We start from the raw sequence: 17341 nt of genomic DNA on the forward strand, positions 1-17341 counted from the left end.
TGCGCAGCCTTCGGGAATGACGAAGGCAGTATCTCAAAAAGATCGATTGTTCTTCCGCCCTCGTCGCATCAACATCGAGGCATGCGAGACATTCCCACTTCTGAAGTCGATCTTTCCGGCTGGGTCGGCCGCAGCGAAACACTGCACGATCAGATCGATGCCGCGCCTCTTCGGGGCCTGTCGGCCACATTGGACCGTGACGACCCGAAACCAAGCATCGGCAGTGCGGTGCCGCCGCTGTGGCACTGGCTCTACTTCCTGCCGCAGCACCTGCAACGCGAGATTGGCGCCGACGGCCACGCCAAGCGCGGCGGGTTCCTGCCGCCGGTGCCGCTGCCGCGTCGCATGTGGGCCGGCGGGCGGCTGCGCTGGTCTTCCACCAACGCCCTTGTCGTCGGCGATACGGTGCAGCGCGACTCGCGCATCGTTTCCATCGAACCCAAGTCAGGGCGCTCCGGCGAACTGGTGTTCGTGCTGGTGTCGCACCGCTATGCCAATGCCGCCGGCCTCGCCGTGGAAGAAGAGCACGACATCGTCTATCGAGATGCAGCGGTCCCCGGCGAACCCTCGCCTCCGCCCGTGCTGGCCGAAGTCGATGCACCCTGGCGGCGCGAGGTGCATCCGGACGAGGTGCTGTTGTTTCGCTATTCCGCGCTCACCTTCAACGGCCACCGCATCCACTACGACCGCCCTTACGTGACGCAGGAGGAAGGCTATCCGGGCCTCATCGTGCACGGCCCGCTCATAGCCACGCTGCTGGTCGACCTGGTGCGTCGGCAGCAACCGGATGCACAGCTACTTGCCTTCGACTTCAAGGCGCAACGACCCATGTTCGACGGCCGACCCTTCACGCTCAACGGCGCACCGTCGGAAGACGGCAAGACCGTCCGCTTGTGGGCCAGCGACCACGAGGGCTTCCTGGCCATGCGCGCGAGCGCCACCTTGGCCTGAATCGATCTGAAGAATTTCCGAGACCCAGCCACATGACTGCCAGTTCCAACAACAACTACCAAGACATCCGCGACGCGGTGCGTGCCCTGTGCGCCGAATTTCCCGACGAGTACCACCGCAAGATCGACGAGCAGCGCACCTACCCCGAGGCTTTTGTCGACGCCCTGACGCGAGCTGGCTGGCTGGCCGCGCTGATCCCGCAGGAATACGGCGGCTCCGGGCTGGGCCTGGCCGAGGCGTCCGTCATCATGGAAGAGATCAACCGCTCGGGCGGCAACTCCGGCGCCTGCCACGGCCAGATGTACAACATGGGCACGCTGTTGCGCCACGGTTCGCGGGAGCAGAAGGACTTCTACCTGCCACGCATCGCGTCGGGCGAATGGCGCCTCCAGTCCATGGGAGTGACCGAGCCGACCACGGGCACGGACACGACCAAGATCAAGACCACTGCCGTGAAGAAGGGCGACCGCTACGTGGTGAACGGCCAGAAAGTCTGGATCTCCCGCGTGCAGCATTCGGACTGGATGATCCTGCTGGCGCGCACCACGCCGCTCGCCGACGTGAAGAAGAAGTCCGAAGGCATGTCGATCTTCATGGTCGACTTGAAGGATGCGGTAAAGAGCGGCATGACGATCCGGCCGATTCCCAACATGGTGAACCACGAGACCAACGAACTGTTCTTCGAGAACCTGGAAATCCCGGCCGAGAACCTGATCGGCGAGGAAGGACAGGGCTTCAAGTACATCCTAGACGGTCTCAATGCCGAGAGGACACTGATCGCCGCCGAGTGCATCGGCGACGGCTATTGGTTCATCGACCGCGTCTCGCGCTACGTGAAGGATCGCGTGGTCTTTGGCCGACCCATCGGACAGAACCAGGGCGTGCAGTTTCCCATTGCCGAGGCGCACATCGAGTTGGAGGCGGCCAACCTGATGCGCTTCAAGGCCTGTGAGCTGTTCGATCGCCACGAGGCGTGCGGCGCCGAGGCCAACATGGCGAAGTACCTGGCAGCCAAGGCGAGCTGGGAGGCGGCCAACGCCTGCCTGCAGTTCCACGGCGGCTTCGGTTTTGCCTGCGAATACGACGTCGAGCGCAAGTTCCGCGAGACACGCCTGTACCAAGTGGCGCCGATCTCGACCAACCTGATCCTGTCGTACGTGGCGGAGCATGTGCTCGGACTGCCGCGCTCGTTCTGAACGGAGCAATGCCAATGACACGACCGCTTGAGGGAATCACCGTTGTCTCGCTGGAGCACGCCATTGCAGCGCCTTTCTGCACGCGGCAGTTGGCGGACCAGGGCGCGCGCGTCATCAAGGTGGAACGCCCGGATGTGGGCGACTTTGCGCGCAGCTATGACAAGCGCGTGCACGGACTGTCGTCCCACTTTGTGTGGACCAACCGTTCCAAGGAGAGCATTGCGCTGGACCTGAAGGAGGCGGATGCGCTGGACGCCTTGCGCGCGCTGATATCGCGGGCCGACGTGCTCGTGCAGAACCTGGCGCCCGGCGCCGCCGCTCGCATGGGGCTGGACTACGCCTCGCTGCATCAGGCGCACCCGCGCCTGATCGTCTGCGACATTTCGGGCTACGGCGAAAACGGCCCGATGCGCGAGAAGAAGGCGTACGACCTGCTGATCCAGAGCGAGGCGGGCCTCGTGTCGATCTCAGGCACGCCCGACGAACCTTCGAAGGCCGGCAACTCGATCGCCGATATCGCTGCAGGCATGTACGCCTACAGCGCAATCCTGAATGCGCTGATCTTGCGCGGACGCACAGGCGAGGGAAGCCATCTCGACGTGTCGATGCTCGAATCGCTCACGGAATGGATGGGCTACCCCCTCTACTACGCCTACGAAGGCGCAACGCCGCCGCCGCGCGCAGGGGCGGCGCACGCGAGCATTTATCCCTACGGCCCGTTTGCGGCTGGCGACGGCGGCACGGTGATGCTCGGCCTGCAGAACGAGCGCGAATGGAAGCAGTTCTGCGAGAAGGTCATGTGCCGGGGCGCGCTCGCTACCGATCCGCGCTTCGCCTCCAATGCACTGCGCAATGAGAACCGGGCCGCCTTGCGGACCTTGATCCTCGAGACCTTCTCGTCCTTGTCGACCCAGCAGGTCATCGAGCGCCTCGAGGACGCCGGCATTGCCAACGCCCGCATGCGCGACATGGCGCAGCTTTGGGCGCATCCGCAGCTGGCCGCGCGAAAGGTCTGGTGCGACATCGGCACGCCCGCCGGCAATGTCACGGCCATGCTGCCGCCCGCGCGCAGCAACCGGTACGTGCCGCGCATGGACGCAGTGCCGGCGTTGGGCGAGCACACCGAAGCCATCCTGCGCGAGATCGGCCATTTGCCGGTGCGTGCGGACTGAAAACTGCAGGGAACAATTCATGACAGTCAATGAGCAACCCGGCGCAAGGCTCGCAGCTGGGTTGAGCGCGATGACGGAAACGTTCGAGAGGCAGGCTGCGCTTGCACGAGCGCGCACCTTTCTTTTCGTGCCGGCAGACCGTCCGGAGCGCCTGGCGAAGGCGCTGGCATCCGGCGCCGACGCGGTGATCGTCGATCTGGAGGACGCGGTCGCGCCTGCGGCCAAGGCTGTGGCACGCGAAGCCTTTCGCCTGGCCTTTGCGGTGCTGGATGCAGCGTCGCGTGCACGGGTGGTCTTGCGTGTGAACTCGGCGACCAGCGAATGGCATAGGGAAGACCTCGAACTAGCCGCCGATCTTGCGCTTCAGGGGCTCGGCGGCCTGATGCTGCCCAAGGCGGAGGGCGCAGAGGCGCTGCACGCCGTGGCAAGCGCATGCCCCGGACTGCCGCTGTTTCCGCTCGTCGAAACTGGCGAGGGCTTCTTCGGGCTGGACGCCATTGCTCGGGCGCCACGGGTACTGCGACTGAGCCTTGGCCACCTCGATCTGATGGCGGACTTGTCGATGGAACCGAGCGAGGCGCAGGAGGCTCTGGCGCCGGCCCGTTGGGCGCTCGTGCTCGCGTCGCGCCGCGCCGGGCTTGCCCCGCCGATCGATGGCGTCACCCCTGCGATCGACGATGTCGAGCAACTTCGCCGAGAGACGCACCGGGCATTGCACTTCGGCTTTGGCGCCAGGCTGTGCATCCATCCCGCCCAAGTGGCCGCGGTGCATCTCGCGATGGAGCCTTCAGCGGCGCAGGTGGAATGGTCGGCTCGCGTGCTTGCCGCGGCCGCGCAGGCAGTGCAGGGCGCCGTGATGGTCGACGGCAAGATGGTCGATGCGCCGGTGCTGCGGCTGGCGCGGCAATTGCGGGCGCGCAGCTGCGTTCTGAATCGGCTCTAAAGAGGCGACGCGTACAGCCTCGCAACGCCTGCCGGCCTGCTGGCGCTGCTGCTGGTGATGCTCAGCGGCACCTTTATGGTGGTGCTCGACTTCTTCATCGCGTTGGTGTTCATGGCCTTCGTGATTCCACTGCTCGTCGGGCGAGACGCGGCCTGCCCGCCCGCGTTCGCCGCGCGTACCGCCTGACGGCGCAGCGTCCGACGCCAGAGGCGAGCAGCGCTGCCTAGCGTTGCACGCATGCTGGCTCCTTTTCGCACGCCCTCCTCGGCGCCGTCCTCCTCCCTCGGTGTGCTCACGTTCCACCGTTGCATCAACTACGGCTCCTATTGGCAGACGCGTTGCCTGGTCGAAGGGCTGCAGGCGCGAGGTCACCACGTCCAGGTGCTCGATCACCGTTCGCGGCGCGTGGACTGGGCCGAGTGGCGCTGCGCCTTGAATCCCGTGCTGCCGCTGCCGACCAGCGCAGCTGAACGTTCGGCGTATGCACGGAAGACGCGGGCGCTGCTGCAGGCCGTTGCCGCGCTGCCGCTGTCGCGGCCGTTCTCGCTGGAAGACCCCGTGCAGATGGCGCCGGTCGACACGGTGGTCGTCGGCAGCGACGAAGTCTGGAACCTCGCGCACCCGTGGTACGGCCGGTGCAGTTTGTTCTATGGCGAAGGCTTGCGGGCGCGGCGGCGCATTGCCTATGCGGCGAGTTTCGGCAACTACAGCGCCGAGCGCGGCCTTCCCGCGCCGTGGCGTGGATGGCTCGGGAACTTCGACGCCATTGCCGTTCGCGATGCCAACGCCCAGGCGCTCGTGGCTGGCGCACTGGGCACGGCGCCGCCCGTCGTGCTCGACCCTTGCCTTCAATTTCCGCACGTGGGCGCGAGCGCATTCACCGGCGGCGGCGCGGCCAAGCCCCATGTGGCGGTCTACGGCCACAACTTCAGCCCGGGTTTTGCTGCGCTGCTGCGCGCATGGGCCGACCGTCGCGGCCTGGTCCTGGCCAGCATCGGCTACCGCAACGACTGGTGCGACACGCAATGGCTTACCGCCGGGCCTGAAGATTTCGCCCGCTTCATGGCACGTGCCGACGCGGTCGCAACGAACTTCTTCCACGGCTGCGTTTTCGCGTTGCGCCACCACAGGCCCTTCGTGTGTGAGGAGTCGTCATACCGCGCGGTGAAGATCCGCAACCTGCTCGCCCTGATGGAAGCGGACGACCATCTCGCCGGGCCAGGAGCAAGCTCCGCGGATATCGATGCGCGCCTGTCGCAGGCGCCGTCGCTCGCCATCGAGGCGCGCCTGCAGGTGCTGCGCGCTGCGTCGGACGCCTGGCTGGACGAAGCGCTGGACGTCGCAGCCGAGCAGGCCGAAGGTCCCCGCCATGCCGTCGCATGATGGCACCCTCGCGGTCAGCCCTGCCAACATCGTTCGCGCCGGCATGTGCATCGGCTGCGGGAGCTGCGCGGCGTGTTCAGCGCAGGCCGGCACTGCCGGCGCAATCCGGATGAGACTGGACCGTGACGGCGAGTTCAAGCCCACCGGCGCTGCCCGTCGCCTGCGGCGCGGCGCGCCCGACTTTGCGCGCACCTGTCCCTTCTCGCCCGCCGCCAACGACGAGACGACGCTGGCCGCCGCTCTCTTTCCGTCCGCCGCCCATGCCGATGGTCGCGTGGGCAGATTCGAGTCCGCCTACGTCGGGCACGCGGCAGAGTGCGGGCATCGCGAGCGGGGCAGTTCAGGCGGCATGGTCAGCTGGACTGCCGCCGAACTGCTGCGCACCGGGCAAGTGGATGCCGTGGCGCACGTTTGCCCCGGCAAGGCAAGCGACGGCGAACGCCTCTTCGCCTACAGACTGTCGCGCACGGTGGACGAGGTGTGTGCCGGCGCCAAGTCGCGCTATTACCCGGTGGAGCTGTCGGGCGTGCTCGAGGCGATTCGCGCCACGCCAGGCCGCTACGCCGTGGTCGGCGTGCCGTGCTTCATCAAGGCCATCCAGCTGCTGCGCCAGGAAGACCCGGTGCTCAAGGCGCGCGTGTCCTTCACGCTGGGCCTGTTCTGCGGGCACATGAAGAGCACGCGCCTGGCCGAGAGCTTTGCGTGGCAAATGGACGTCCCGCTGGACGAGGTGCGCGGCATGGACTATCGGCTGAAGGACGCGCGGCGGCCGGCCAACTGGTACACCGCGCGTTTCGAGCTTCGCGACGGGCGCACGGCGCAGCGCGACTGGTTCCATCTGGCCGAAGGCGACTGGGGCGCGGGCTTCTTCCAGAACGCTGCGTGCAACGTCTGCGACGACGTCGTCGCAGAGACCGCGGACATCTCGTTCGGCGACGCGTGGGTGGAGCCCTATGCGTCCGATGGCCGTGGGAACAACGTGGTGATCATCCGGTCGGCGCACCTGCACGCCATGGTGCATGACGCCATCGCGCAAGGCCGGCTGGCGCTTGAGGCGGTCGATGCGGATTTCGTCGCGCGCACGCAGGCCGCCGGCCTGCGCCAGCGCCGCGAAGGGCTCGCCTACCGGCTGACATGGCGGCGCCGCGGCCTGCGCCCGCGCAAGCGCGTCATGCCCGACGCCGGCCTGCCGTGGCGGCGCAAGTTGATCTATCGCGCGCGTGCATCCATCACCTTCTGGAGCCGGCACCTCTTCCGCCTGGCGCGGCTAACCGGTGCGACGCGCCTGTACGTGGGCTGGGCACTGGGCGTGCGGGCGATCTACCAGGGCCTGGCGCACTCCACCGGACGCCTGGGTGCGTTGGTGGCGCGGTTCGCGCCCGATGATTGAGGCGCCGGGATAAGCCATTGGTGATATGGAGGGCGGCCTTGACGCGGAGTAAAACGTTTGCCGCCCGATGGGCCCTTGCGCCTGTTTGTTCAACCTCCTGAGTGGAGGGCTTTGGCCCTGGAATCACCGCCCGTGGCGGGGCAGAGGAAGAGATCATGAACAAACTGCTAGGAAAGGCTGTGCTTTGCTCCGCCGCCATAGCTGCGGCGACGACGATGGGTCCCACGTGGGCTCATCAACTCGGTCGGATGACCGGGGGGCGGAAGCTTTGTGTGCAGTGACCAGAGCCAACAAAAAGTGACGCACGGCTTTGAGCTGCATTGCAAGGGCGATCCACCGGCCACTTTGGCCGAGCCCAACAATCTCGAGATCAATTTGTCGGGCGGCGACAACTTCCATCTGACCACGCTGACGAAGGCAGTCTGTAGTGACACTGACGCTATCCAACAGCCGCCGAATGCAGGCTTTGATACCTTCGACGGAGCGGGAACCGGTACTTTCAATGGACTGCCGGCAGAAATTGCATTTACCTTCACCGACGGCGGAGAGCCGGGTACCAAAGACACGGCACTGGTTCTGATCAAACTGACCGGCACGGGGCAAACAGTGCTCGCTTGCAACACGGCGCCACTGACTTTCGGCAACCAGCAGGCGCACGATGCCACTGGCAGCAAGCAGTAGCGACATGGGCTGCGCGCTCCTGAAGCTCACCATCGTAGAAAAGAGCCGAGCATGCCCGGCGCGCAGCCGGCGCATGGAATAGGCGTCGGTTGTTTGAACACGGCGCTTAGTTCAGGTCCTTGTCCTTCCAGACCTTCGAGCCTCCGAGGGACACCCCCGCCTGCAAGCCGGCCTTGGTCAGCACGTAAGCGGTGCCGCCCGAGAACGCGACAGCACCCGCCCCAACATTGGCCTCGTCCCTGCCGGTTCCCGCGCCTGCGGCAGCGCCGGCCGAGGCATCCCAGCCGTTGTCGATGAAGTCGGCCAGCGACTTGGCGTCCTTGAACACGAAGAGATAGCGCGTATCGGAGGCCCCGATCTGCAGGCCTGCGCTCGCCTGAGCGATGTTCATGTATGTGTCCTTTTTGGACTTGCTGTCGTGGGCTATGCCTTTCCCGCCCGCTCCGCCAAGCCCGAAGCTCAAACCGTAGGTCGTGAACACGGCGTAGCCGGGGGCCTTGCCTACGGCGGTCTTGATCTTGGGATCGGCCTTGTAGAAGTCCTCGAGCGCCTGCATGGCCTTTGCCCTGATCTCGGCCTGCTTGGCGGGCTTGTCCTGTGCGTAGGCACCGCCGGCCAGCAACGATGCCAGCGATGCACCAATGACGAGTAGCTTGCGACGTTTCACTGCGTTCTCCTTTCACGAGTCGTGCGGATCCGCCCGAAAGTCTTCCATACGCCGGACGTGAGGACGTCGGACATTCCCTGATTTGCCGATAGGCGCATACGCATGAATTTTGAGAATGGGAGCCAGGGGCGCGTAGGACAAGGGATGCATCCGCGGCGCTCGGACATGCTTTCAGCCATGGCCTTTCAGATAGCCAGTCACAAGCCGCGCACCCTCGTCGATGAGCGCTTCCATTTGGTGTTCCGTCAGCGCCTTTGAATAGTGCAGCACCGCGTTATGCGTCAACGCCTCGATGGTCGTGACACATACGAAGGATGCGAGCTCGAGGTCCTTGACTCCAAGCTCGTCCCGGACGCCTTCGAGATAGTCCCTGAACAGACCGAAGTTTTCGCGGCTGAAGGTTTCTACCTTCTCGAGCTTTCCAATGCGCGGAATCTGCTCCGCGAGCACTCGATGCAGCTCGGGATCGACACGGTGGGCCTTCACCGCAATCCTGACGAATTGGCGCATGGCCTCCTGCAGCGGCTCCGACGAGACTCGTGCCAGGCCACTGCGTACTGTTCGCATGATCTGGTGTTGGTGGCGCTCGATCACTGCGACCACGAGAGCCTCCTTGCTCGGGAAATACTGATAGAGCGAACCGACGCTTATCCCCGACACCTCCGCGATGCGATTGGTGCTGGCCTTGTCGAAGCCCTCCTTGACCAGAATGCGAGCAGTTGCCTCGACGAGGCTGTCCACAGTGGCGCGCGATCGTGCCTGGGTGGCGATTTTCCTGGGGCCAATGACCGGCTTTCGTGCCATTTTTGACTGCCGCCAATGCGAGTAGAAAAAGCAAATGTTCGCTCGTATTCTAAGTACACGCGCACGGAATGCACTCAGGAGCCCCTTCTTCTTGCACCCACGGTCCGGTCGCGCGCACACCTTCAGGAGACCCATGAAATGGACGACACACTGCACCGCCTCTTCAGATACAAGGCCTGGGCGAACGACCAGCTCTTGACGGCGCTGGCCCGGCTGGACGACAAGTCCGCGATCACTCCATTGGCAGTCAGGGCTTTGAGCCACACCTATGTGGTCGATCGCATATTCGCCGCACACATGAAGCGAGAAGCCCACGCTTACACGTCGGCCAACTTGACGGACATGCCGACCCTGCGCGATCTATCCGCTGATCTCAGAAAGAGCGACCAGGCGTACATCGACTATGTGTCGACGCTCGATGCGGACCAGCTGGCCGAACCCATCGATTTCGTCTTCACTGACGGTGCGCCAGGCTGCATGTCGCGGGAGGAGATGCTCATGCACGTCATCACGCACGGAACAGGCCATCGTGGACAGGTCAGCGCAGTGATGCTGCTCAATTCCGCTGCGCCGGCCAAGGATGGATTGACCACCTATCTGCACGAGGCCGAACCGTCGACGAGAAGGCGGGCCGTCGCTTGAACTGCGCCGACTGCGGCTCGGCCGTCAGTCGAGGCGCGGGCGGACATAGCGCTGCACGCGCTCCTGCTGGGCGCGACTGACCAGCGGGCCCATTTCTGTCTGTGGATCCTCGGGCTACAGTGGCGTAGAAAGACCTTGCCTGCAATCGTTTTTCAGCCCGCCGCCCGTCCCCCAGCCTGAGGAGCCAAAGTGTTTTCCCACATCTTCATCAGCGTCACCGAATTCGAACGCGCGCTGAACTTCTACAGCGCCGTGATGGACAGCTTGGGCGTCGAACTGCGCTTCTGTGAGCGAGAGAGGCCATGGGCCGGCTGGAACAGCCAAGGGGGCGCACGCCCGTTGTTCGTCATCTGCAAGCCATTCAACGGGCAGCCGCACAACCCCGGCAATGGGCAGATGACCGCCTTTGCCGCGACGTCTCGCGCAGTCGTGCGTGCCGCGTACGAAACCGCGTTGCAGAACGGTGGCATCTGCGAGGGACCACCCGGCCTACGCCCTCAGTACCACGACAACTACTACGGCGCGTACTTTCGAGATCCTGACGGGAACAAGCTGTGCGCGGCCTGTCATGCGCCGGCCGTCGATGGCGCATGAATCTGGCAGGCGTCGTGAGGGCATCGGCCTGAAATGATGCGGAATGCATGCCGACTGCTTATGATTGCGTCCATGACCACCCCCTTGATTTGCTCCCTCGTTGCCCCGGGCACGCTGCTTCGCGCAGCGACCCGCGCACGTGCGGCCGCAAAGAAGGCACGTCGTCAGCTGACGCCAGCACACTCCTAAGCCCGGCGGTCCGCTCTCTCCTCTTCAGCGCAACCATCCACCGCCGGGCACCTCCCCCGCGCGTCCGCGGGTGCCATTCACAGACGGCACTCGCATTCGATGGAGTGCAACCATGCATGCAGTTGTTCACGGCGAGCGCACGCTCACCGAACTTGATTTCGCCCGGCTCACGAAGCTCCTGGGCCAGCAGCTTCCACCCCCGCTTGCGGACCTGCTCGCCAGCGCGGAGGTCACGAACTCGCGCGCCGTCGCAGCTGACCTCGTCACGATGTATTCGCGCGTCGAAGTCGTCGACGTGCATACGCGCAGGCGCCAGGTGCTCACGATTTGCTACCCGGGCGATGCCCAGCCTGCGGCAGGCTACATCTCGGTGCTCTCGCCGGTGGGGATCAATCTCCTCGGCCTGAGGACTGGCGACGTCGCCAAGTGGCTCACGCCCACAGGCGAAGCGTGCGAAGCCGAAATCGCCGCCATCCAGTACCAGCCCGAGGCTGCCGGGGACTACTCCCGGTAGCCGCTGACCTTCACCCCGCTGTCCCTTCATCGCGACTTGCGCGTTGGAAGGCTGGCGCTAGCCTTTTCGAAAGTATCGAAAGGATCGAAAGGAATTGCCATGACTCCTCACTCCATTCTTGCCGTGACTGATTTCTCCCCGCAGGGAGACAACGCGCTCGCGCGAGCAGCACTCCTGTGCGCGGAGCACGGCGCGACGCTCAAGCTCGTCTACCTTGCATATCCCGGAGAGGCTCCCCCTGGCGATGCTGCCTGCAGGCTGACGCACCACGCCCTGCAGCTCAGGCAGCGCCATGGCATTCGTGTGCGTGCGGCAGGCAGGCTTGCGTTCACGTTCGAGGATGTCCTCCCCGAAGCGAGATGCGCCGACCTCGTCGTCTGGGGCACGGCCACCGTCCGAAGCTTGAGGACATTCTTCCTGGGGCAGCCGGTTGAAGAGCTGCTGCGAACCGTCCGAAGGCCCGTTCTCGTCGTGCGACGCGAAGCCGAACATGACTACCGCAGCCTGATCGTTGCCGTGGATTTCTCCGAGGCGTCACGCGGGCTCGTTGATCTTGGCTTTGCGCTCAATCCATCGGCGCGTGTCGAGCTCTTCCATGCGGTGAGCACGGCCAATGAGATGAAGCTCCGCTATGCCGAGGTCTCGGACCGGGCCATCAGGTCTTACCGCAGCGAATGCCGGCGCTACGCGCAGGACAGGATGTTCTGGCTGACCGATTCGTACGATTCGAGGCGCAACCGGGTGCTGTCAGCCGTCGGCCATGGCGACGCTGCCCGGCAGACGATCGTGCAACAGCAGAACAGCGGCGCCGAGCTCATCGTCGTTGGCAGGCGACCCTCGTCGCGACTGAGGGATCTCTTTCTGGAGAGCACCGCCAACCGCATCGTCGGCCAATCGGACACGGACGTGCTCGTGGTACCGAACGACTGCGAACGCGCATCCAGCGCGTCCGCTTCGAAGAGGCTTTCAAGTGAAGAGCCGGAGGTACGCCGGGTCAGGGCCGGTGCGCCGAATCCACCGCGCCTTCCCAATCCTGCCGCGATGCTGGGTGGCGCGTGAGAATCAATGAACCTTGATCACTGGCGAACGTCGAGGGCCTGAACCTCGATCTCGACCTTCGCGCCCTTGTAGAGCACGGCCTGCACGCAGGAGCGCGAAGGCAGGCCCTCGGGGAAGTGCTTTGCGTACTCCTGGTTGAAAGCGGCGAAGTCGGCGAGGTCCGCCAGCCAGATGGTCGCGCGAATCACGCTGGCCATGCTGGTGCCGCATTCGCCGAGCGTCTGGGCGATGCGCTCCAGGACGGCGCGGGTCTGCACCTGCACGTCGCCGTCGATCACGCCGCCCTTCGCGTCCATCGCGAGCACGCCCGAGAGGAACAGAAAACCACCGGCTCGCACTGCCTTGGAGAACGGGACCGGCAAAGGGGAGGGGATGCGTTCGATGTTCATGGCTGTGCACCTTGCTGTTGTTGTGGGTTCGAGGATTGCCGGGTAATGACCTGCCCATTGCGCGCTCCCGTGTGCGCGCCGTGCTTCCAGGTGACGAGGCCGTTCACGATGACGGCCTCGATGCCCTCGGCCGGGGTCTTCGGGGCTTCGTAGCTCGCTGAGTCGCGGATCGTGCCGGCGTCGAAAACGACGATGTCGGCGCAATGCCCGACCTTGAGCGCGCCGCGCTCGTGCAGCCCGAAGTTGCGTGCGGTGAGACCGGTCATCTTCCAGACCGCCGTTTCCAGCGGGAACAGCCCCACGTCGCGGCTGTAATGACCCAGTACGCGCGGGAAGGTACCCCACAGGCGCGGATGCGGCTTCTCGCCGAGTGGAATGCCGTCGGAGCCGATCATGGTTTCATCGAAGGCGAGGATGCGCTGCACGTCGTTCTCGTCCATCAGGAAGTAGATAGCGCTTCCGGGCTGGAGACGGCGCGATGCCTCGACCTTGTCGACGCCCCATTCGCGCGCGATGTCGTCCAGGTCGCGGCCTGCGCATTCAGGGTACGGCTGGCTGTCCGCGATGAGCACGCGGCAGTCGAGCATCCCGCGGTCCGCGCGGATCATGGTGGAGCCGGCGGTGTAGGGGTAGCAGTCCAGGCAGATGCGCTGGCTCTTCATGGCCTCTCGAATGTGCGGCAGCGTGGTCTGCGACTTGCCGAAGTTCTGCGTGTTCTGCACCTTGTGATGCGAGACGACGACCGCCACGCCCAGTTCGCGGCCAATGCGGAAGGTCTCGTCGAGCGACTCCATCACCTGATCGCCTTCGTCGCGCATGTGCGTGACATAGAGCGCGTTGCGCGCGCTGAGCGGGCGGCAGACCTCGATGATCTCCTCGGTGGTGGCCTTGGCCGCCGGTGGATAGAACGTGCCTGTCGAAAGGCCGATGGCGCCCGCTTCCATCGCCTCTTCGACGAGCGTCTGCATCTGCGCGATCTCTTCGGGCGTGGCTTCGCGGTCGGTGGAGTCCATGGTGACGGCACGCAGCGTGGAATGTCCCACCATTGCCGCCACGTTGACCGACGAAGGTTGCGCGCGCAACGCATCGAGGTAGTCGCGGAAGGTCGTGAAGCGATCTTTGGCGGGCATGTCCAGCAGGCTCAGCGGCATGGGCAATTCCATCTCGGCACGCAGCGGCGCGGCGCTGATGCCGCAGTTGCCGGCGATGACGGTCGTCACGCCCTGCGAGACCTTGAAGGGCATGGTCGCCTGCGACAGCACGGCCTGGTCGTCGTGCGTGTGCGAATCGATGAAGCCCGGCGCGACGATGCGGCCGGCGGCTTCGATCACCCTGTCTGCGCTGTGATCGCGAAGATCGCCGATCGCGCTGATGCGCCCGTCGCGCACGGCCACATCCGCATCGAAGCGGGGTGCGCGCGTTCCGTCGATCACGGTGCCGCCGCGGATCAGCAGGTCATGGTGCTTGGTTGTCATGGTCGACTCCTGAAAGACTCCTGAACGAAGGGGCGGCGGTGCCGCTCAACGGAAGTGGCAAGCCACCCAGTGCTCCTGCGTGCCGTCCGATCCGGCAGGGGCCGGGCGCGCCGACAGCGGCGGCGCCTGTTCCTTGCAGACCGGTTGGGCAAGCGGGCAGCGCGTGTGAAAGCGGCAGCCCGAAGGCGGATTGGCGGGGCTTGGCGGATCGCCCTGCAGCAGCATGCGCTGTGCCGGCAAGCGCGGGTTCGGCACGGGCACCGCCGACAACAGAATCTGCGTGTAAGGATGGCTCGGCGCGTTGAACAAGGTGTCGCGGTCGGCCAATTCGACGATGCGGCCGAGATACATCACAGCCACACGGTGGCTGATGTGGCGGACCACCGAGAGATCGTGCGCGACGAAGAGATAGGCGATCCCGAACTCGGCCTGCAAGTCCATCAAGAGATTGACGACCTGGGCCTGCACCGACACATCGAGGGCCGACACCGGTTCGTCGCAGACGATGAGCTTGGGCTGCATCGCCAGCGCGCGCGCGATGCCCAGGCGCTGTCGCTGCCCACCCGAGAACTCGTGAGGGTACTTGTCGATCGCCTCGGGCCGCAGGCCCACCTTGCTGAACAACCACTGCACGCGCTCGCGACGCTCGGCGGCGGATTGATCACCGAAGTTCTTCAGTGGCTCGGCCACGATCTCGCCAGCCTTCAGGCGCGGGCTCAGCGACGCATAGGGGTCCTGGAAGATGATCTGCACGTCGCGCCGGCGCTGGCGCATCTGCGTGGGACTGAGCTTGAGAAGGTCCTCGCCATCGAGCAGCACCGAACCGGACGTGGGTTCGATCAGCCGCATCACGGACTTGGCTGTCGTGGTCTTGCCGCAGCCCGATTCGCCGACAAGTGACAGTGTCTCGCCGCGCGCCACCGTGAAAGAGACATCGTCCACCGCCTGGACCGGCGGTTGCGGGCGCGAGAGCCAGCGCCCAGGCCTGCTGTAGTGCTTGCGCAGGCCTTCGACCCGCAGCAGGGTGTTGTTCGCGGTCATGCGCTCGCTGCCTCCGATGTGGAAGGGGTATAGCGGCCTTCCTCGACCGCGAAGCAGGCCACGCGGTGGCCGTTCCCTTGCTCTGTCAGGCCCGGAATCTCCGCACTGCAGCGCGCGTTGGCGAGGCTGCAGCGGGCCGCGAAGGCGCAGCCTCGGCGCGGCGCCAGCGGCGAAGGCACGAGCCCGGGGATCTCGGTCAGTCGCGGGCTGCGGGTGTTCATCGATGGCATCGACGCCATCAGCGCGCGGGTGTAGGGGTGCAGTGGCCGGTCGAACAGGTCCTGCACATCAGCCTCTTCGACCTTGCGCCCGGCATACATCACGGCCACTTCGTCGCAGCTCTCGGCCACCACGCCCAAGTCGTGCGTGATCATCACCACGCCCATGCCCAACTCCTTCTGCAGGCGCTTGATCAGATCGATGATCTGGGCCTGGATGGTGACGTCGAGTGCCGTCGTGGGCTCGTCGGCGATCAGCACTTCCGGGTTGCACGCCAGTGCGAGCGCGATCATCACGCGCTGGCGCATGCCGCCCGAGAGCTGGTGCGGATACTCCTTCGCGCGGCGCTCCGGCTCCGGGATCTGCACCAGGCGCAGCATCTCCACCGCGCGTGCCATCGCCTCGGCGCGGCTCCCCTTCTGGTGCAGGCGAACCGTCTCCGCGATCTGCCGGCCCACCGTCAGCACCGGATTGAGCGAGGTCATCGGCTCCTGGAAGATCATCGAGATGCGGTTGCCGCGAATGGCGCGCATCTCCGCTTCGCTGAGCGAAAGCAGATCGGTGCCCCGCAGCCGAACCGCGCCATACAGGCGTGCCGGTGGCGTGGGCAGAAGCCGCATGATCGACATGGCCGTGACGCTCTTGCCGCAGCCCGATTCGCCGACCACGCCCAGCGTCTGTCCGGCGCGCACGGTGTAGGAGACACCATCCACTGCACGCGCCGGGCCGTCGAGCGTGTCGAAGCGGGTGTAGAGGTTGTCCACCTCGAGCAGGACCTCGCCATGTCCTTTGCTTGCTGGTGGCGCGGTGCGTGCGGGAATGTCCATGCGGTTCATCCGAAGAGCCTCGCTTCAGAGTTGACGTGCCAGGCGCGGGTCCAGCGCATCGCGCAGGCCGTCGCCCAACAGGTTGATGGCGAGCACCGTGGCAGCCAGCAGCATCCCTGGATAAAGAATGATGTGGAAAGCCACGGCCACGAAGTTGCGCCCTTCAGCCATCATGTTTCCCCAGCTGGGCGTGGTGGGCGGCACGCCGACACCGAGAAACGAAAGCGCCGCTTCGATCAGCACCGCGGACGAAGCGATGAACGTGGCCTGCACCACCAGCGGCGCGACCATGTTCGGCAGCACATGGCGCAGCAGAATGACCGGCAGCCGCGTGCCCACGGCGTGTGCGGCTTCGACAAAGAGCTGTTCGCGCAACGTGAGCGCCAGCGACCGCACGAGCCGCACCACGCGAGGCACCTCGGGCACGATGATCGCGACGATCACGGTAGCGAGACTTGCGCGCGTCACCGCCATCAGCGCAATCGCCAGCAGGATGCCGGGGATGGCCATCAGCCCATCCATGATGCGCATGACAAAGCCATCGATGCGCCGCACAAACCCCGCCGCCAGCCCGAGCATCACGCCAAGCAGTGTCGAAACCACGGCCACGCTGATGCCGACGATCAGCGAGACGCGTCCTCCCCAGACAGTGCGGCTGAACACATCGCGGCCGAGTGCATCCGTGCCGAACCAATGTTCCGACGAAGGCGGCTGCATGCGCGCGAGCGGGTCGATATCTTGGGGGTCGTGGGTGGCAATCCACGGGGCTGCCAAGGCAATCGCGGCCATGACCAACAGCAGCACGGCGCCGACGATGAGGGTCGGATGCTTGCGCACCCACCGCCAGCGCGGAGGAACGAACACCGATTCATCGCTCGGTGGTGCGGTCTTTGATAGGGGGACGGCGGACATCGGGTTGTTGTGCCTCGTGTCAGGAGCTATGGGATGCAGTGGAAGACTGCATTGAAGCGGTGGGGGTGTGTGGCGAGGACGCCCGGTGGTCCCCTCCGCGAATGTCCCCCGGCTTCGCCTCCTCCTTTATTTCGCTGCGGGGACCACCGGGCATCCTCGCCACAGTGACGCTCGTGTTGTGCCGGCGGATCAACCACCGCTGCGCCCATGGATCGCGACGATGGTGTGCTCTGCGCAGCGAAATAAAGGAGGAGGCCAAAGGCCGGGGGACATTCGCGGAGCAGAGTACGCCG

Annotated in this window: 19 protein-coding genes; 12 read left to right on the plus strand and 7 right to left on the minus strand. The window is 65.3% G+C overall.

Annotated features, from left to right (window positions below; all coding sequences use genetic code 11):
* Positions 1 to 81 precede the first annotated feature (81 nt).
* The 8 genes from AC1DMA_RS22295 to AC1DMA_RS22330 all read left to right on the plus strand — a co-directional run bounded on the left by AC1DMA_RS22295 (position 82) and on the right by AC1DMA_RS22330 (position 7716).
* Entirely contained in the window at positions 82 to 951 is an 870-nt protein-coding gene (locus AC1DMA_RS22295; protein WP_478145511.1) for an HTD2 family dehydratase, read from the plus strand.
* 32 nt (positions 952 to 983) lie between these two features.
* A complete protein-coding gene (locus tag AC1DMA_RS22300; protein WP_478145512.1) occupies positions 984 to 2147 on the plus strand; it encodes an acyl-CoA dehydrogenase family protein in 1164 nt (387 codons plus the stop codon).
* Between the two features lie 14 nt (positions 2148 to 2161).
* Positions 2162 to 3319, plus strand: coding sequence for a CaiB/BaiF CoA transferase family protein (locus tag AC1DMA_RS22305; protein WP_478145513.1), 1158 nt, complete (start codon positions 2162 to 2164; stop codon positions 3317 to 3319).
* 19 nt (positions 3320 to 3338) lie between these two features.
* Positions 3339 to 4262 carry an HpcH/HpaI aldolase/citrate lyase family protein gene (locus tag AC1DMA_RS22310; protein WP_478145514.1) on the plus strand — a complete coding sequence of 308 codons (924 nt, stop codon included), beginning with the start codon at positions 3339 to 3341 and terminating at the stop codon, positions 4260 to 4262.
* Positions 4263 to 4319: 57 nt separating this feature from the next.
* Positions 4320 to 4448: a hypothetical protein gene (locus AC1DMA_RS22315; RefSeq protein ID WP_478145515.1), complete on the plus strand. Its 129-nt coding sequence runs from the start codon at positions 4320 to 4322 to the stop codon at positions 4446 to 4448.
* Between the two features lie 51 nt (positions 4449 to 4499).
* Positions 4500 to 5645, plus strand: coding sequence for a polysaccharide pyruvyl transferase family protein (locus tag AC1DMA_RS22320; RefSeq protein WP_478145516.1), 1146 nt, complete (start codon positions 4500 to 4502; stop codon positions 5643 to 5645).
* Positions 5632 to 7035 carry a Coenzyme F420 hydrogenase/dehydrogenase, beta subunit C-terminal domain gene (locus AC1DMA_RS22325; protein ID WP_478145517.1) on the plus strand — a complete coding sequence of 468 codons (1404 nt, stop codon included), beginning with the start codon at positions 5632 to 5634 and terminating at the stop codon, positions 7033 to 7035. Before AC1DMA_RS22320 ends, AC1DMA_RS22325 begins: the two co-directional genes overlap by 14 nt.
* Before the next feature lie 297 nt (positions 7036 to 7332).
* Complete coding sequence (locus AC1DMA_RS22330) at positions 7333 to 7716, plus strand: hypothetical protein (protein ID WP_478145518.1); 384 nt, start codon at positions 7333 to 7335, stop codon at positions 7714 to 7716.
* Between the two features lie 106 nt (positions 7717 to 7822).
* Here AC1DMA_RS22330 and AC1DMA_RS22335 read toward each other — a convergent pair whose 3' ends face one another.
* Together AC1DMA_RS22335 and AC1DMA_RS22340 are read right to left on the minus strand one after the other, a co-directional pair.
* Positions 7823 to 8383, minus strand: a complete 561-nt coding sequence (locus AC1DMA_RS22335; protein WP_478145519.1) for a lipid-binding SYLF domain-containing protein — start codon at positions 8381 to 8383, stop codon at positions 7823 to 7825.
* 171 nt (positions 8384 to 8554) lie between these two features.
* Positions 8555 to 9187 carry a TetR/AcrR family transcriptional regulator gene (locus AC1DMA_RS22340; RefSeq protein ID WP_478145520.1) on the minus strand — a complete coding sequence of 211 codons (633 nt, stop codon included), beginning with the start codon at positions 9185 to 9187 and terminating at the stop codon, positions 8555 to 8557.
* 138 nt (positions 9188 to 9325) lie between these two features.
* On the opposite strand from AC1DMA_RS22340, the gene AC1DMA_RS22345 reads away from it, so the two are divergent.
* From AC1DMA_RS22345 to AC1DMA_RS22360, 4 genes are all read left to right on the plus strand, one after another.
* Positions 9326 to 9829 (plus strand): DinB family protein, encoded by a 504-nt coding sequence (locus tag AC1DMA_RS22345; protein WP_478126244.1) that lies wholly within the window; start codon positions 9326 to 9328, stop codon positions 9827 to 9829.
* A gap of 189 nt (positions 9830 to 10018) precedes the next feature.
* Positions 10019 to 10423, plus strand: coding sequence for a VOC family protein (locus AC1DMA_RS22350; protein ID WP_478126245.1), 405 nt, complete (start codon positions 10019 to 10021; stop codon positions 10421 to 10423).
* A gap of 301 nt (positions 10424 to 10724) precedes the next feature.
* Positions 10725 to 11126: a GreA/GreB family elongation factor gene (locus AC1DMA_RS22355; protein ID WP_478145521.1), complete on the plus strand. Its 402-nt coding sequence runs from the start codon at positions 10725 to 10727 to the stop codon at positions 11124 to 11126.
* 99 nt (positions 11127 to 11225) lie between these two features.
* Positions 11226 to 12185: a universal stress protein gene (locus AC1DMA_RS22360; protein WP_478145522.1), complete on the plus strand. Its 960-nt coding sequence runs from the start codon at positions 11226 to 11228 to the stop codon at positions 12183 to 12185.
* Between the two features lie 17 nt (positions 12186 to 12202).
* Here AC1DMA_RS22360 and AC1DMA_RS22365 read toward each other — a convergent pair whose 3' ends face one another.
* The 5 genes from AC1DMA_RS22365 to AC1DMA_RS22385 are packed head-to-tail and all read right to left on the minus strand — an operon-like array spanning position 12203 to position 17048.
* Complete coding sequence (locus AC1DMA_RS22365; protein WP_478145523.1) at positions 12203 to 12574, minus strand: RidA family protein; 372 nt, start codon at positions 12572 to 12574, stop codon at positions 12203 to 12205.
* Complete coding sequence (locus AC1DMA_RS22370) at positions 12571 to 14049, minus strand: N-acyl-D-amino-acid deacylase family protein (RefSeq protein ID WP_478145524.1); 1479 nt, start codon at positions 14047 to 14049, stop codon at positions 12571 to 12573. The genes AC1DMA_RS22365 and AC1DMA_RS22370 overlap by 4 nt, the downstream gene beginning before the upstream one ends.
* A 45-nt stretch (positions 14050 to 14094) precedes the next feature.
* Entirely contained in the window at positions 14095 to 15090 is a 996-nt protein-coding gene (locus AC1DMA_RS22375) for an ABC transporter ATP-binding protein (RefSeq protein ID WP_478145525.1), read from the minus strand.
* Entirely contained in the window at positions 15087 to 16136 is a 1050-nt protein-coding gene (locus AC1DMA_RS22380) for an ABC transporter ATP-binding protein (RefSeq protein WP_478126251.1), read from the minus strand. The genes AC1DMA_RS22375 and AC1DMA_RS22380 overlap by 4 nt, the downstream gene beginning before the upstream one ends.
* A 24-nt stretch (positions 16137 to 16160) precedes the next feature.
* Positions 16161 to 17048 (minus strand): ABC transporter permease, encoded by an 888-nt coding sequence (locus AC1DMA_RS22385; RefSeq protein WP_478145526.1) that lies wholly within the window; start codon positions 17046 to 17048, stop codon positions 16161 to 16163.
* Positions 17049 to 17341 lie beyond the last annotated feature (293 nt).

This window comes from Variovorax sp. 05N34, from assembly GCF_056397405.1.